Here is a 15960-nt window from a genome sequence, read left to right on the forward strand (position 1 = left end):
ATTTGTTACGTTTTTATTCTTTGTTGTCGCGTGAGAATAGGAATGCGATTTATCACTGCAGAAAAGCATGCTATTCTTGTGCGCTAAAAATTTCTGATACTATGAATTTAGACGGAGCAAATCATGGCTAGCCGTGGAGTTAACAAAGTTATATTAGTGGGTAACCTAGGTAATGACCCTGAAATTCGTTACATGCCAAGTGGCAGTGCTGTAGCGAACATTACCATTGCAACGTCAGAGTCATGGCGTGATAAAGCAACTGGTGAACAGCGTGAAAAAACAGAATGGCACCGTGTTGCTCTGTTTGGAAAGCTGGCGGAAGTTGCTGGTGAATACCTGCGCAAAGGGTCTCAAGTTTACATTGAAGGTCAACTTCAGACTCGTAAATGGCAAGATCAAAGCGGTCAAGATCGCTACACGACTGAAGTGGTTGTTCAAGGGTTCAACGGTGTCATGCAAATGCTTGGTGGCCGTGCTCAAGGCGGTGCTCCTGCTCAAGGTGGTATGGGTAACCAACAGCAAGGTGGTTGGGGTCAACCACAGCAGCCACAACAACAGCAGCAATCACAACAACAGTACAGTGCTCCTGCTCAACAGCAGCCTAAAGCACCCCAACAAGCTCCTCAGCAGGCTCAACCTCAATATAATGAGCCGCCAATGGATTTTGATGATGACATCCCATTTTGAACAACGTTTTTAATATATTATAAAGACAGTACTGAATTGGAAAAAGCCGCGTTTATCGCGGTTTTTTATTACCTGCTTTTTATTAACTATAATTATCAATGCTTTATTTAGAATTTCAATTTATAGTATAAGTAGCGATACGGTATAATATGAGTTGAAAAGGATTTCGTTATTCATGAGATATACCCCCACACTAAAATTGAGCACCCGACTGGTCGCATTTGTCACAGTGATAGTAATCAGTGCGATGTTCATTCTTTTTATAGGTGGCACCCTTTCGTTTAAGCGTCTTGGGCAGGACTATCTAGACCATTATTTGGTGGGTATTGTCGACGTTGTCGATCGAGAGATGGAAGAACCAGACGCCGCGTATTCGATGCAACGCTGGATGCCTAAGATGTTGCAAGCCAGTAATATTGTTGAGATGAAGCTCTCGAACAAGAGCGGCATCGTCTATCGTTTCAAAGATACCTCCCCACAAATTGATCCTAATCGCCTGTATGAGAAAACCTTTGTTTTAGAAAGGAATGAAGGCTATCGAATCGAATTTAAATCCCTGCCTCCTTACATCGGTTATAGCTACTCTATGGAGGCGATGTGGTCGATTACTTTAGCGGTTGTTTTGATTATTTTCTGCTTGGCTCGTGGTGTTCGATGGTTGAAAGAGCAGTTAATGGGTTCTGAAATGTTGGAAGAGCGAGGAAGAATGATCCTCGCAGGGCAGGTTGAAGCTCATGCAAAAGGAGATGAACGTGAATGGCCTTATACGGCAAGTGAAGCTTTAGATGTATTGATAGAAGAGTTGCAAGATGCTCGTCAAGAAAGAAGCCGTTTTGATACCTTTATTCGTACGCATACCTTTTTAGATAAACTCACAGGAACGGCAAACCGAGTCTTATTTGACAATAAGCTGGAATCAGCACTGCATGAAAGCGGTGCTCGAGGAGGGGTTTTATTGATTCGTATCGACGAATGGGAACAGGTATGTGATGTTAATGACAAGCAAGTGACTGACGGCTTTATTATTGAGGTTGGCCAGGTACTGTCTAATATTGTTCAACGCTATCCTGATGTCATTTTTTCTCGCTATTATGAAGCGGACTTCGCTGTGTTTATCCCTCATCAAGGAACAAAAGACATCGCTACACTGGCAGCTCAATGTTTGAGGCAGTTAAGCAAGCTAACTCCCCCCGAGCCTCTTGAGCCTGATAATTGGTGTCATATTGGTGTAACCATGTACGTAGAAGGTGAGCGACATAGTCAGGTTATGGATGAAACGGAAACAGCACTAAAAAGTGCCCAGTTGGAGCGTATTAACAACTGGAGTCGCTACCCTAAGTTAAATAAAAATGAACTTGATAGAGGCAGTGTTCGTTGGAGAACATTACTTGATAAAGCTCTGCTTCCTGAAAATTTAGTAATCTTTGTTCAGCGATGTTATCTTATGTCAGAACGTGGTCAAGCTAATGAATTGCATAGAGAAATATTTACTAGAATTCAGGACCCAGATAAAGGCTTATTGAAATCCTCTCGATTTATGCCTGCGGTTGAGCAAGTGGGTTATCAAGCTCTAATGGATCAATCGGTTCTGAAGGTTGTGTTGACCTCGTTGAAAGAATCGACCCAACCTATCAATTATTCGGTTAACTTGAGTGTCCCTCCCTTTGCTAACAAACAGCATTTTAAGTGGTTCAGGAGCGAACTATTACAGCTTTCCACTCAGCATCGGGCTCAGCTTGCTTTTGAGTTTTCAGAAGGGCATCTCATTGCTCATCTTGATTATATGAGACCAGTAGCAAAGATGTTGAGGGGGTTAGGGTGTAAAGTTATTGCTGGTCAAGCTGGGCGAACCATCGTTAGCACTCACTACATCAAAGATTTAAAGGTTAATTATATTAAGCTTCATCGAAGTTTGATTAAGAAAATAGATCAACGGCATGAGAATCAATTGTTTGTCCGCAGTTTAATTGGGGCATGTGGTGACTCACCAACTCAAGTGATTGCGGTGGGAGTCGAAACAAAACAAGAAAAGAATACCTTGATAGAGTTAGGCATAAACGGCTATCAAGGGCGATATTTCGACGAAGAACAACAAATTATCCCTTTACCTGATCAAAAAGCAAAGGCAGTGAAAACTGAATCTGTTGTGAAAGTTGGTCGAAGAAACCGATGGCGCAAGAGTAATAGCTAAGCATGAATTTTAAAGCGATTTTAGACAAGATTAAGCCAACGAATAACAAAGGCAGCTCTCAAGTTGTCATGTTAGGTAATGATGCTGTTTATGTTTCAGTGACAGGGCAAGCACCGCAAGTAACTAGCATCCCTCTGGTGAATGGAGATTGGGAAAGTGCGCTGAAAGAATCGCTTAGCAGTAAAGTCTTTGATAGTAATAGCGTCCAATTAATTGTTTGTGCTAATTATTATCAAACTTATCAGATTGATAAACCGGATATTCCAGAGAGCGAATGGTCGGTTGCACTGCCTTTTTTACTGAAAGATCTTGTCTCTGAAAGAGTGACAGAGATTACGGCGAGTGCGGTTGCGCTGCCCACGTCGAACAAGTTACAAGTCTATGTTTTGCCCAAAAAACTGTTAGACAAGCTAGTGAAGATTACTCTTTCAGCACAAGTTGAGCTGAAAGGTGTTGTTCCTGAAGATGAAATATGGGGTGACAGTGCCGGTGAACTTTCTAATTTTCTTCTTTTGCAGCGTAGTGCTAACACGCATTTTAAGCTGGGCGCATTTGTTGAAAATACCGTTTGTTTCCAAAGAACAATCCGTAGTGTAGTCCCACCTTTAACCGGTGTGGCATCAAGTGCCCTGCAGTTAGATGGGCTTGCTTTAGAGCTTCAACGTTCGATTGATTACCTTTCTTCTCAAATTAAAGGTACTCAACTTCATCAACTGAAAATTTGCTGTGATGAAGAGGATGAAGCGGAACTACGAGACGCGTTAAACAATACACTAAGTTCGACGGTTTCTTTATTAGTTGAAGAAGAACGCGAAAATTCAGAAAGCTTACTGGTTAAACTCGCGGCTGAAAAAGAGGCTTTTAATGTCAATCTTTACCCTGAACACCTCAAGCCTAAGAAAGAATACTTTACGCTGACCAATGTTGTTGCGAGTTGGGGACTTGTTTTTGTATTGCTGCTTGGTGGTTATTTTGTGATGCAATATAAAACGTCAAATTTAGATAAAGAGCTTACGGTTTTACAGCATCAATCGAAGCAACTTAACCAACAAGTTAAGCAATTGAATAGTAAGTTGATTCAGCATAAACCGTCTCCTGATAAAGTGGCGGCCGTTGCGCGTCTCAAACGTGAGACTCAGGCAAAGAAAGAGGCGTTGAAGGCGGTTGGGCAATACGACCAATCACAACAAGTCGGGTATTCTGGCGTCATGAATGCCTTAGCCAAATTGGGCCGAGATGACATCTCGCTTTCGCAGATCTACATGACTCACAATACTTTAGATCTTAGTGGTTTTGCTCGTAACGCAAAGGTCGTTCCTAACTGGATTGGTCAGTTTAAAAGTGAACTGAATCTTGTTGGGCGTGCTTTTGAAAAGTTAAAGATAGGCCGCAATGACCAAGATGTTGTTACGTTTGAATTAAATACTCGCAGGGAGAGTAAATAGTGCAACAGTGGAATCAGCTTAGCGATAAGTTTCTTGCATTAAGTCAGAGAGAGAAATGGCTACTTTTTGTGTGTGGTTTTGTTGGCTTATTCATGTTGCTATTTAGCTTAGTGGTTGAGCCAGCTTATAACGAGTTGCAAGCTAAAGAGAATCAATTAATGAGCCTTAGCCAGTCGAATCAAAGACAGCAAGGTGAGTTGCTTGTGCTACAAGCGAAACTCAATAGAGACCCCGACAAAGACATTAATCTTGAGTATAAAAAGCTGCTGGTGGAGAGCCAAGAACTGTCGCTTCAGTTAGCAGAGGTTGTGGATGGACTGATCTCTCCCTCTCAAATGTCGCAGTTGCTGGAAAGTGTTCTCAATGCAGGCAATGGGCTTAAGCTAGAATCTTTAGAATCGTTAAAACCAGAAGCAATTTCAAACAATCAAGAAACCAGTGAATACTCTGGTTACTTTCTTCATCCTGTGAGAATGGAACTGACGGGCAGCTATTTTGATATTTCAGCTTACCTTCAATCGCTTGAGTCTCTCCCTGTGAGCTATTACTGGCGCACATTTCAGTATTCGGTCGAAGAATACCCTAAAGCTCGACTGGTGTTTGAGGTTTACACGCTAGGCACAAGACAGGAGTTTATCGGTGGTTAGAACGTTATTGTTGTCCTTACTTTTTAGTAGCCCAATGGCTTGGGCCGAACAGGATCCTACAGCGCCATTAGGTTGGCTAACGCCACAGCAAAAAACAACGCCAACTAAAAAGGCGCCAACTCATTACCGCTTGCCATCATTGGAAAGTATTGTTTGCAAAGGGGATACGCCTTGCTATGCGGTTCTGAATGGTCAGATTCTCGGCCAAGGGGAAACGATCACAGGGTATCGAGTTAAGAATATAGATCCAGAATACGTCACTCTGCAGAGAAGCTCTAAGCAGTGGAAATTAGAGATGTTCTCTTTAGATATTAAGAATAATTAAGGTTTGAGTGAAGACATGCGTAAACTTGTAGTAGCAATCTTAGTGTCCTCTTTAGTTGGTTGTTCGATGGGGCACCGTGATCCTGTTGAGATAAAAGAATCTTTGAACGAATCGATCAATGCAGCGAATAGTAAAGCGCTTCATGATCTTCCTTCGTCGGTACAAGATGACCTGATGCCTCAGCTTAACTCTGATGCTATGTCACCGGGAATGGAAACGGCTAAACGTTTCCGTATTCAGGCGAAAGGGGTTGAGGCGAGAACCTTTTTTGCTAGCTTAGTCAAAGGCACCGAATACAGCGCGGCTATTCACCCAAGCGTTACCGGGAGTCTCACTTTAAACCTGACAGATGTGACGTTAGATGAAGTACTGTCTGTTGCTCAGGATATGTATGGTTACGATATTGAAAAGCGTGGCAAGGTGATTCAGGTATACCCTGCCGGCCTTCGCACTGTGACTATTCCTGTTGATTACTTACAAGTGAAGCGTTCTGGTCGATCATTGACGACCATCACTACCGGCACGATCTCCAACTCGGACAACAGCTCGTCGAACTCTTCAAGCTCCGACTCTAACTCGTCGAATTCATCAAACTCTTCTAACACATCAAACTCGACATCGAACGGTGGTACAGAGATTGAAACGACCTCTGAAAGTGATTTTTGGCCGCAACTTGAAGCGGCGGTTGCTCATTTGATTGGTTCGGGTAATGGGCAAAGCGTTGTCGTGACCCCGCAAGCGAGTGTGATTACGGTACGCGCTTACCCTGACGAGATTCGTGAGGTTCGTGAGTTCCTAGGTATTTCTCAGAAACGTCTGCAACGCCAAGTTATCTTGGAAGCTAAAATCATGGAAGTCACCCTGAGTGATGGTTATCAACAAGGTATTAGCTGGTCGAATTTATCTAAGTCGATTGGTAGTGGTGGTGTGGTTATAGACCGACCAGGAGGAACATTACCTCCATTGGATGCCATCAGCTCTTTGTTAGGCGGACAAACCAACGTAACGATATCAGACGGTAGCTTCGAAGCGGTATTGAGCTTTATGGATACACAGGGTGACTTGAACGTGCTATCGAGCCCACGAGTCACGGCTGCAAACAATCAGAAAGCGGTTATCAAGGTGGGTACAGACGAATACTACGTGACGGATTTATCAAGCGCGGTAGGCAGTGGTGATAATGCTAATGTTGCTCCCGAAGTTGAGTTAACGCCGTTCTTCTCTGGCATCTCTTTAGATGTGACCCCTCAGATAGACGATAAAGGCAGTGTCTTTTTACATGTTCACCCAGCCGTTATTGAGGTAGAGGAAGAAGTGAAAGAGCTCAACCTAGGTTCAACAACGGGCGTGGTTCAACTTCCGCTGGCGAAAAGCTCTATTCGTGAATCAGATTCCGTGATTCGAGCGCGAGACGGCGACGTGGTTGTTATTGGTGGGTTGATGAAATCCAACACCAGTGATGTGACGTCTAAAGTTCCATTCCTCGGTGATATTCCTGCATTAGGCCATTTGTTCCGAAATACCAACCAGTTGACGCAAAAAACGGAGCTCGTGATTTTGCTTAAACCAACGATCGTGGGTGTGAATACTTGGCAAACAGAGTTAGAGCGTTCTCGAGATCTTTTACAGCAGTGGTTCCCTGATGAAGAGTAATTGCTTACTTTCTCAATATAGAGTGGCAGTGTCTCACTAAGCTGGAGCGTCGAATGTATCAAGCTCACTTTGGTTTTGAACAACTGCCATTTACACTAACGCCGAATACCGATTTTTTTTATGGTTTAGCGCCTCATTTCGAGGCCATTCAAACGGTAATCTCGGCGTTAGAAATGGGTGAGGGCGTGATTAAGGTGACGGGCGAAGTGGGTACTGGTAAAACCATGGTTTGCCGGATGTTAGTCAATCACTTACACGACTGTACCGCCTTAATTTACCTGCCAAATCCGGTACTCTCTGGTGCAGACTTACGTCAAGCTGTTGCTAAAGAGCTCGGTTTGACCATCGATAATGAGGCCACTTTAGTCGATAACATTCAACATAAGTTGATTGAGTTGCACAACGCCGGGTTAAGAGTGGTCGCGATTCTTGATGAGGCTCAAGCGCTATCGGATGAAGCTCTTGAAACATTAAGGTTGTTCGGCAATCTTGAAACTGAAGACAAAAAACTGCTACAGATTGTTCTACTAGGGCAGCCAGAGCTGGATATTCGGTTAGAGGCTTATCACCTCAGGCAATTTCGCCAGAGAATCACGTTCAGTTCGACATTGAGAGCGCTTACGCTCGATGAAACCGTTGCGTATATTGATAATCGGATCGTTAAGTCTGGCGGTAACCCTGGGCTATTCAGTTTGAATCAAAAAAAGGCGATTTGTCGCTCATCGTTAGGTATTCCTAGATTGATAAACCAACTTTGTCACAAGGCTCTATTGCTTTCGTTCAGCGAAGATAAGAAAAGTATCGACAACCAACATCTGTTTTCAGCTATGCATGAAACGTACGATGTGTGTAAGCCTAAATTTAAAACGCCAATACTGTGGGGTTGGAATTAATTATGAGCGTCATTAACAACGCCTTGTCTGAATTGGCAAAGAAGAAATCAACAACTTCGATTGAAGCGGCCGTGGTACCTAAAGTCCGCTCGCGCTCCCCTTTGGTGTGGATAGCCGCGGGTTTTACTCTCAGTTTAGCGATGGGCGGTTGGGCTATCTCGCAAGGCCCTAGCGTCGACAGGTCAATATCGACTCGAGATTCACAAATCCAAGTGGCGCTTTCTGATAGCTCGGTAGACGTACAGAATGTGGCTACTCAAGCGATATTATCTCCCACCAAAAAGTTGGTGACGCTAGAATTAGTTAACCATTCTGTAGAAAAGGCAGCGACGGTAAATAGTGTTCAAGCTAAGGCTGTTTCATTTGATGTGGCAGATACTCATCAAGCAACACAGCGACAAACGGCACTTAAACCTTTGAATGCGTCAAAAGCAAATAAGCCAGCAATTCCCAAGCCGGTGTATGTTGCGAGTGTGGCAAAAAACAACTCGACGTCTATCCCTAGTGAGCACGAAGGTTCTGATGGATCCGAAAATAGTGGCATGCTGATTGAACAAGTGAATCTGACGCATGAACAATTATCACACAATGCACAAGGGCGCGCTCAAAAAGCCTTGGATGCAAACGATCTTACTGGTGCCTTGAAAGGTTATGCCGAGGCGCTGCGTTATACTCCTCAAAATGAGGATGTTCGCCAGAAACTCGCTATTCTCTATTTTGGTAAAGGCGATACTCGTAAAGCCTACGAACTTTTCCAGTCGGGTATTAAGCTTAATACTAACAGCGAAAAATTACGCTTAGGTTTATCTAAATTGTTAGTTAAAGCGAATCAAGCTGAAGCCGCATTGAGCCCATTAGTCCATCTGCCGCCGAACCCTACCCAAGATTATTTAGCAATGCGTGCGGCATTGAGTCAAAAATCTCAACAAGAAGAGATTGCATTAGAGAGTTATCAAAAGTTGGTTGAGATTAATTCGGATAATGCTCGCTGGTGGCTAGGTTTAGCCATCCAGCAAGAGCGTCAACTAGATTTGACCGCTGCAAAACAATCATATCAAGGTGCCTTAACCAGAGTCGGAATCTCATCTCAATCGCAAAACTTTGTCCGCGACAGATTAAAAATAATCGATGCCTTAGAGGAGAACGACGATGCAAATTAGATTAAGAAAAAGGCTTGGTGATTTGCTCGTAGAAGAAGGCATTATTACCGAAGATCAAGTTGCACAAGCCCTTGTCGCTCAGAAAAGTACTGGTCGCAAGCTTGGCGATACACTTATTGAACTTGGTTTTTTGTCTGAGCAACAGATGCTGAGCTTTTTGTCGCAACAGCTTGCCATTCCTCTTATTGATCTTAGCCGTGCAAATATCGATGTAGAAGCGGTTCAGCTTTTACCCGAAGTGCATGCTCGCCGCCTTCGAGCATTAGTTATTGGGCGCCAAGGCGATACGTTACGTATTGCAATGAGTGATCCTGCGGATCTATTTGCACAAGAGTCACTGCTTGGCCAGTTAGGTGATTACGCTTTAGAGTTTGTTGTCGCTCCTGAAAGGCAACTGGTTGATGGTTTTGACCGTTATTATCGAAGAACCAAAGAGATCGCGTCTTTCGCCGAGCAGCTTGATGCTGAACACCAAGTCCATGATGCCTTCGATTTTGATATAGCCGAAGAGGACAGCGACGAAGTCACCGTCGTTAAGTTAATTAATTCGTTATTTGAAGATGCAATCCAAGTGGGCGCGTCAGATATCCATATCGAACCCGATTCTAACGTCCTACGTCTTCGTCAACGTATCGACGGTGTATTGCATGAAACTTTATTAAACGAAGTCAATATCGGTTCTGCACTGGTACTGCGTTTAAAACTGATGGCAAACCTCGATATCTCAGAGAAACGTCTTCCTCAAGACGGCCGCTTTAATATTCGCGCGAAAGGTCAATCTGTTGATATTCGTATGTCGACTATGCCAGTTCAACATGGTGAATCGGTGGTGATGCGTCTGCTTAATCAATCTGCAGGTTTGCGTAAATTAGAAGCATCAGGCATACCAAGTGATCTACTGGTTCGCCTTCGTCATCAACTACGTCGTCCTCATGGCATGATTTTAGTGACCGGGCCAACTGGCTCAGGTAAAACGACGACCTTATACGGTGCGTTAAGTGAATTGAATGAACCGGGTAAAAAGATCATTACCGCAGAAGATCCGGTAGAGTATCGTCTTCCTCGTGTAAACCAAGTTCAGGTAAACCCTAAAATTAACCTCGATTTCTCAACTGTTTTGAGAACTTTTTTGCGTCAGGACCCAGACATCATTCTTATTGGTGAGATGCGTGACCATGAAACCGTTGAGATTGGTTTAAGGGCCGCATTAACAGGTCACTTAGTCTTAAGTACGCTGCATACTAATGATGCCGTAGACAGTGCGCTGCGCATGATGGATATGGGAGCGCCGGGTTACCTAGTGGCGAGTGCGGTTCGAGCCGTGGTCGCTCAGCGATTGGTTCGTAAAGTGTGCACCGATTGTCAGGTTGAGGATGAATTAGATGAACCTCGCAAGCAATGGCTAAGCGTACGCTTTCCGAATCAAGTGGGTGTGCCATTTATGAAAGGGCGTGGCTGTCAAAACTGTAACCTAACGGGGTACCGTGGGCGTATTGGTGTCTTTGAAATGTTAGAGCTAGAACAGAATATGATGGATGCCCTTAGAGCCAATGATGCGGTTGGTTTTGCTCAAACTGCAAGACAGTCCAAAAATTACAAACCATTATTGGCTTCAGCTATGGAGCTGGCTCTGCAAGGTGTGGTGAGTCTTGATGAGATAATGCATCTTGGCGAGGGTGATGCGTCCGGTGCCACTGACCCAATTTATCTGTAGGGGTAGAATGATATGCCAACGTATCGTTATGTAGGTCGCAGCTCTGATGGGAGCCAAGTAAGTGGGCAATTAGATGCGAATAACGAAGATCTTGCTGCTGAAAGCTTGATGAACAAAGGGATCATTCCAACCTCTATCAAGCTAGGTAAAAGTGGCGGCTCTGTATTGGATATGGATGTATCTAGCCTGTTTTCGCCCAATGTCCCTCTTGAGGTGTTGGTTCTGTTCTGTCGACAGTTATACAGCCTGACGAAAGCCGGTGTACCACTATTAAGGTCGATGAAAGGTTTGACCCAAAATTGCGAAAATAAACAGTTGAAAGCAGCGCTAGAGGAAGTCGTCGCTGAGCTCACCAATGGTCGTGGATTAGCGGCGTCGATGCAGATGCACCCCAAGGTATTCAGTCCATTGTTTGTATCGATGATTGGTGTTGGTGAAAACACGGGTCGTTTAGATCAGGCTCTGTTACAACTCGCTGGGTATTATGAACAAGAGGTAGAGACTCGTAAGCGAATCAAGACCGCGATGCGTTATCCAACCTTCGTGATCAGCTTTATCTTGATCGCAATGTTCATTCTTAACATCAAAGTTATTCCACAGTTCTCTAGTATGTTCGCCCGTTTCGGGGTCGATCTTCCGCTACCTACTCGTATCTTGATTGGTATGTCGGAGTTTTTTGTCAATTACTGGGGCCTAATGCTCGGCGTGATCTTTGGTCTTATCTTTGCTTTTAAAGCCTGGGTTAAGACAGATAAAGGGCTAGAGAAGTGGGACAAAATGCGCCTAAGAATACCGGTAATCGGCGGTGTAGTTAATCGAGCATTGCTGTCGCGATTTTCACGTACCTTTGCATTGATGCTCAAAGCAGGTGTACCACTAAACCAATCGTTAGCTTTGTCGGCGGAAGCTTTAGATAACCGTTTCCTTGAGCTTCGAGTTCAAGCCATGAAATCGGCCATAGAGGCGGGTAGCACGGTCTCGTCTACTGCGATTAATAGTGAGATTTTTACACCTTTGGTGATACAAATGATTTCAGTGGGTGAAGAAACCGGTCGTATCGATGAGTTGTTGCTTGAAGTGTCCGATTACTATGATCGAGAAGTCGATTATGACTTAAAAACATTAACCGCTCGAATCGAACCAATTTTGTTGGTCATCGTTGCCGGTATGGTGTTGGTTTTAGCTCTGGGTATCTTCCTACCAATGTGGGGAATGTTGGATGCAATCAAAGGCTAATCAATGATAAATAACCTACAGCGCTCACGTTTTGCTGTCTGGAGTGTGGTTATTCTTTTTCTGATTGTAGGATTGCTCTCTGCGTGGGAAACGGTGGAAGAAGAAGCGGCCAACACTGCATTGATCGTGGCGAGTAAACGAATTGTAGAGCAAGCAAATTTGTACAAACAACAGTATCTGTTGAAGGGAAATAAGCAAAAAAACAGCTCCGAACAATCAAAGGCTTATAGTCAGACGGGATGGCTTATGCCGATTCAAGGCGAGTCGCGAGATTGCCGTTATTGGTTGAGTCAATTATATCCCCAAGAGAGCATTTTAGGGCTAAGCTCTCCAAGTATTGAGGATAAAAGTGATAACATACAGTTTCATTGTCGTTATCATTATAGTGAACAGTATCAGATAGATATATTGCTTAAAAAAGAACGGTTTAGTGTTAAAGCCAATATTTTGGCTTTGTGAATATATTGACACTGTTTTTATGGTTTTATACGTGTGCAAATGTATAATGCGCGTTAGTGATTAGATGGGTAGGTAGAAAATGCTTAAAAATCAAAAGGGTTTCTCCCTTGTCGAATTAGTTGTCGTAATTGTCGTTGTTGGTTTATTGGCAGTGGCTGCTTTACCTCGCTTCTTAGATGTGACTGATGAGGCTAAAAAATCAAGTATTGAGGGCGTTGCGGGTGGTTTTGCAACCGCAGTGTTATCAGCAAGAGCGCAATGGGAAGCCGAAGCAAGACCCTCAGAGAAGATCGGCGCTGAAACATACAATACTGTAGATTATGATGGTGTTGATTTTTGGTTAACAAGATCAAAGAACAGTAGCAATGAAGATACTGATTTTCGAGACGGCTACCCATGGACTTTGAATAGCGATTCTTCAGTCGCACCTGGAGATATTTCTTCTGAAACTTGTGCTGAATTGATGAGAAACTTGTTGCAGAATCCGCCAGAAGTTGGCACGGTTGATGAAATTGATGACGATTCAAATTACAAATATTCAGCGCAAGCGAATTCTGGTGATGCAACCTGTACTTACATTCAATTAGAAGGTAATACCGAGCACCAATTTGTTTACGAAATTAAAACTGGTCGTGTGACCGTAACTTTGCAGTAAGTCTGCGTAAAATTAAACATAGAGAGAGCTAAACTATGAAAAGACAAGGCGGTTTCACCCTAATCGAACTAGTGGTTGTAATTGTTATTCTAGGTATTCTGGCTGTAACAGCGGCACCACGTTTCCTAAACCTGCAAGATGATGCGAAAGAATCTGCGCTACAAGGTTTAGCTGGAGCAATGAATGGTGCTTCGGGCATTGTATTTGGTAAAGCTGCCATTGAAGGTGAAGAAACTTCAGGTACAACTGTAGACGTTGAAGGTGTTCAAACTATTTGGGGGTATCCAACAGCTACTTCTGAAGGTATTGCAGCAGCTATTGATGTTGATGGTTTTGTATATCTTGCTGACGGTTCTGTTAGTGCTGGCGCTACAGTTGACTATGGTTTTGAAGGTTACACAGCTCAATGTGTACGCTATACAGCTGCAACATCAGCAGCACAAGCTACAGCCCGAGTTGTAAGCCCTACTGGTGATGATGCGGTAAATGGCGCGTGTGAGTAACCTTTAGCTTTTAAGTGAAAAAGGCCAGCACCTGCTGGCCTTTTTTCTATCTACAACACATAAATATCAAAACGATTCATATACATAACATCGTAAGCTTCGTTATCTTGTATAATCAGTATTCGCTAGGCAGTTAGAGGCTCATTATGGATAGCAGCCCCACATCCAAAGGTTTTACTCTGGTAGAGCTGATCATTGTTATCATTATCCTCGGTATTGTTTCCACTTTTGCCGCGAGCCGCTTCATTGGTACTTCTAGCTTTTCAGCTTTTACAGCACAAGAGCAAATTATCTCGGTGATTCGTCAGGTTCAAGTAAATCGAATTCAGACAAACATTCCCAACTTATACAGTTACTGTAATGACGCGAGCCGCCCTAAGCTTCAAAAACTTTGCCTGCGGAGCCGCATAACGATCAATGCTCGTTGTATTGGTAGCTCAAGCGGTTGCAGTGCCAGTGATTCTAATGCCCGAAGTGATGCAGTTGTAGCTGATCAAGTCTCGTTCAGTACTACACCTTCAGTGTCACACATTACGTTTGATCTGCTCGGTAACCCACTTGATACTGCAAGTCGTGGCATGAGCATTTTGATTACCGCAGGGCAAAGCCAAGCCAATGTTTGTATTAACTCTCAAGGTTATGTACGTGAAGGGGCGTGCCTATGATTCGCTCACGTGGTTTTACTCTGATTGAAAGTATTGTTGTGATTATCGTTTTGGGTATTGCGATGGTCACGATTACCAGTTTTTTAGCACCACAAGTGGCAAGTTCAGCAGACCCACAATATCAAAACCGCTCAGTGGCTTTAGGTCAGAGTTTGATGAACCAAATTTTAGCTCGTGGCTTTGATGAAAATAGCGATTTTGAGGGCGGTCTGATTCGTTGTGGTGATGCTGGAGAGGTGACCTGTTCGAATCCAAATGAACTAGGGACGGATGGAGCAGAGGCAACGCCTGCAGATTTTACTGATGTCGATGACTATATCGGTTGTTGGTACACAGATACCACCGAGTCTGCGTGTGTTTCATCACCTAAGTATCCTCTCGCTAATATCCTAGATGAAAATATCAAAGACAGTTATGCCAATTTTCGTGTTGAGGTTTCGGTGTTTTATGATCAAAACATGGATGGAATTGATGATGAATCTATTGGCACAATGAAACGCGTTGAGTTACAGATCTTTGGTGGTAACAACCGCTATAGCTTGGTTGCTTATAAGGGGAATTACTAATGAAGCAACGTGGTTTTACCCTAATTGAAATGATTGTGACGATCGTGGTTGTTGGTGTGATTGGGTTGGCTATCGCTGGTTTTGTTGAATACGGCATGAAAGGGTATGTTGAGACTATTGACCGGCAGAAGGTACAAGTTAAAGGACAGTTTGTTGTCGAAAAGATGTCGCGAGAAATCAGCCACGCGGTCCCCAATAGTTTTGATTCGGACTATACTCCTGCATCGGCTTATGACCAAAAATGTCTTACTTTTTACGCTATTAAATACTCAGGCTTTTATCACCTTGATGAAGCGACAGATGAACTGAATTTTATTATCGGCCAAGACTCCCCAATACTCGATGTAAATGATTTTCTTATTATTAACCCAACCGCGTACTCGGAGTTGGTGGCTGGTTCAACTAAGCGGATTCCTGTGTCGGGCTTGGTTTCAACAGCCAATGTATTTACCGCACCTTCCGTTAACTTAAGTAGTCAGTCTATTGCTCAACGACATTATATTTATGATGGTAGTGATGCGGTGAGTTACTGTTTAGTGAATGATACTGTTCAGAATCAAGGCCTAATTCAACGTAATGGAATTACCGTTGCAGACAGTATCAATTATGCTAAAAGTAACTTCCACTACGAAGAACCAAGTTTGCAGCGTGGTGGTGTGATTCATATCGACCTCGTGCTTGAGCAAAACAGTGAAGTAAGCGTTTACCAACAAGATGTGCAGGTACTCAATGCGCCATAGAAAATCATCTCAACAAGGCAGTGTTTTAGTCGTCGCCATATTTGTTATTGTGGTGATGGGCTTTCTTGCGACTTCTTTAGTGCAAGTGCAGTGGTCAAATCACGATACCTTGACGCGTAAACAGCTTGGCACACAAGCTTGGTTACTCGCGCATTCTGCTAATGAGTGGGCACTTACTCAAGTCTACCCTTTGACAGTATCGCCAGCGGTTTCCACCAGTGTGAGTACTGTATGTAGCACCTTAAATGCCAATCAAGTGAGTAGTGGTATGTCGACCATCTGTACCGTAGACCAATTAACCTGCAGTCAAATTGGTGTTTTAGATGATGTTGGTTTTTTCAAGATTGAATCAACAGCCATTTGTGGTTCAGGTATCAACCAAGTACAGCGTATTCAAGAAGTTTGGGTGAGGGAGTAATTA

Annotated in this window: 17 protein-coding genes; all 17 read left to right on the plus strand. The window is 43.6% G+C overall.

From position 1 onward, the window contains the following. The first annotated feature begins 123 nt into the window (after window positions 1–123). The 17 genes from WR49_RS14490 to WR49_RS14570 all read left to right on the plus strand — a co-directional run bounded on the left by WR49_RS14490 (window position 124) and on the right by WR49_RS14570 (window position 15957). Window positions 124–687: a single-stranded DNA-binding protein gene (locus WR49_RS14490; protein ID WP_017055929.1), complete on the plus strand. Its 564-nt coding sequence runs from the start codon at window positions 124–126 to the stop codon at window positions 685–687. A gap of 175 nt (window positions 688–862) precedes the next feature. Beyond that, window positions 863–2878, plus strand: a complete 2016-nt coding sequence (csrD, locus tag WR49_RS14495) for an RNase E specificity factor CsrD (protein WP_046224489.1) — start codon at window positions 863–865, stop codon at window positions 2876–2878. A 2-nt stretch (window positions 2879–2880) separates the two neighbouring features. After that, window positions 2881–4323: an MSHA biogenesis protein MshI gene (locus tag WR49_RS14500; protein WP_046224490.1), complete on the plus strand. Its 1443-nt coding sequence runs from the start codon at window positions 2881–2883 to the stop codon at window positions 4321–4323. After that, window positions 4323–4970 (plus strand): type II secretion system protein GspM, encoded by a 648-nt coding sequence (gene gspM, locus WR49_RS14505; RefSeq protein WP_017055932.1) that lies wholly within the window; start codon window positions 4323–4325, stop codon window positions 4968–4970. Before WR49_RS14500 ends, gspM begins: the two co-directional genes overlap by 1 nt. Next, the gene (locus WR49_RS14510; RefSeq protein ID WP_017055933.1) at window positions 4963–5295 is read left to right on the plus strand and encodes a hypothetical protein; all 333 of its coding nucleotides are present in this window, start codon (window positions 4963–4965) and stop codon (window positions 5293–5295) included. Before gspM ends, WR49_RS14510 begins: the two co-directional genes overlap by 8 nt. 15 nt (window positions 5296–5310) lie before the next feature. Further along, window positions 5311–6948, plus strand: a complete 1638-nt coding sequence (gene mshL / locus WR49_RS14515; RefSeq protein ID WP_046224491.1) for a pilus (MSHA type) biogenesis protein MshL — start codon at window positions 5311–5313, stop codon at window positions 6946–6948. 53 nt (window positions 6949–7001) lie between these two features. Continuing rightward, entirely contained in the window at window positions 7002–7841 is an 840-nt protein-coding gene (locus WR49_RS14520) for an ExeA family protein (protein ID WP_046224492.1), read from the plus strand. 2 nt (window positions 7842–7843) lie between these two features. Further along, on the plus strand, window positions 7844–9001 hold the full coding sequence (locus WR49_RS14525; protein WP_046224493.1) for a tetratricopeptide repeat protein: 1158 nt from the start codon (window positions 7844–7846) through the stop codon (window positions 8999–9001). Further along, complete coding sequence (locus WR49_RS14530) at window positions 8991–10715, plus strand: GspE/PulE family protein (RefSeq protein ID WP_017055937.1); 1725 nt, start codon at window positions 8991–8993, stop codon at window positions 10713–10715. The genes WR49_RS14525 and WR49_RS14530 overlap by 11 nt, the downstream gene beginning before the upstream one ends. Window positions 10716–10727: 12 nt before the next feature. After that, window positions 10728–11951 carry a type II secretion system F family protein gene (locus WR49_RS14535; RefSeq protein ID WP_046224494.1) on the plus strand — a complete coding sequence of 408 codons (1224 nt, stop codon included), beginning with the start codon at window positions 10728–10730 and terminating at the stop codon, window positions 11949–11951. Between the two features lie 3 nt (window positions 11952–11954). Further along, entirely contained in the window at window positions 11955–12410 is a 456-nt protein-coding gene (locus WR49_RS14540) for a hypothetical protein (RefSeq protein WP_046224495.1), read from the plus strand. Window positions 12411–12489: 79 nt separating this feature from the next. Then, window positions 12490–13065: a prepilin-type N-terminal cleavage/methylation domain-containing protein gene (locus WR49_RS14545; RefSeq protein ID WP_017055940.1), complete on the plus strand. Its 576-nt coding sequence runs from the start codon at window positions 12490–12492 to the stop codon at window positions 13063–13065. A 35-nt stretch (window positions 13066–13100) separates the two neighbouring features. Beyond that, complete coding sequence (locus tag WR49_RS14550) at window positions 13101–13568, plus strand: prepilin-type N-terminal cleavage/methylation domain-containing protein (RefSeq protein ID WP_046224496.1); 468 nt, start codon at window positions 13101–13103, stop codon at window positions 13566–13568. Window positions 13569–13714: 146 nt separating this feature from the next. Further along, the gene (locus WR49_RS14555; protein ID WP_046224497.1) at window positions 13715–14233 is read left to right on the plus strand and encodes a prepilin-type N-terminal cleavage/methylation domain-containing protein; all 519 of its coding nucleotides are present in this window, start codon (window positions 13715–13717) and stop codon (window positions 14231–14233) included. Next, complete coding sequence (locus WR49_RS14560) at window positions 14230–14799, plus strand: type IV pilus modification PilV family protein (RefSeq protein ID WP_046224498.1); 570 nt, start codon at window positions 14230–14232, stop codon at window positions 14797–14799. Before WR49_RS14555 ends, WR49_RS14560 begins: the two co-directional genes overlap by 4 nt. Further along, entirely contained in the window at window positions 14799–15539 is a 741-nt protein-coding gene (locus WR49_RS14565) for a prepilin-type N-terminal cleavage/methylation domain-containing protein (RefSeq protein ID WP_046224499.1), read from the plus strand. Before WR49_RS14560 ends, WR49_RS14565 begins: the two co-directional genes overlap by 1 nt. Further along, window positions 15529–15957, plus strand: a complete 429-nt coding sequence (locus WR49_RS14570; RefSeq protein WP_046224500.1) for a hypothetical protein — start codon at window positions 15529–15531, stop codon at window positions 15955–15957. Before WR49_RS14565 ends, WR49_RS14570 begins: the two co-directional genes overlap by 11 nt. The last annotated feature ends 3 nt before the right edge of the window (window positions 15958–15960 follow it).

Origin of the sequence: Vibrio sp. ECSMB14106, from assembly GCF_000972265.1 — a bacterium.
GTDB lineage: Bacteria > Pseudomonadota > Gammaproteobacteria > Enterobacterales > Vibrionaceae > Vibrio > Vibrio kanaloae.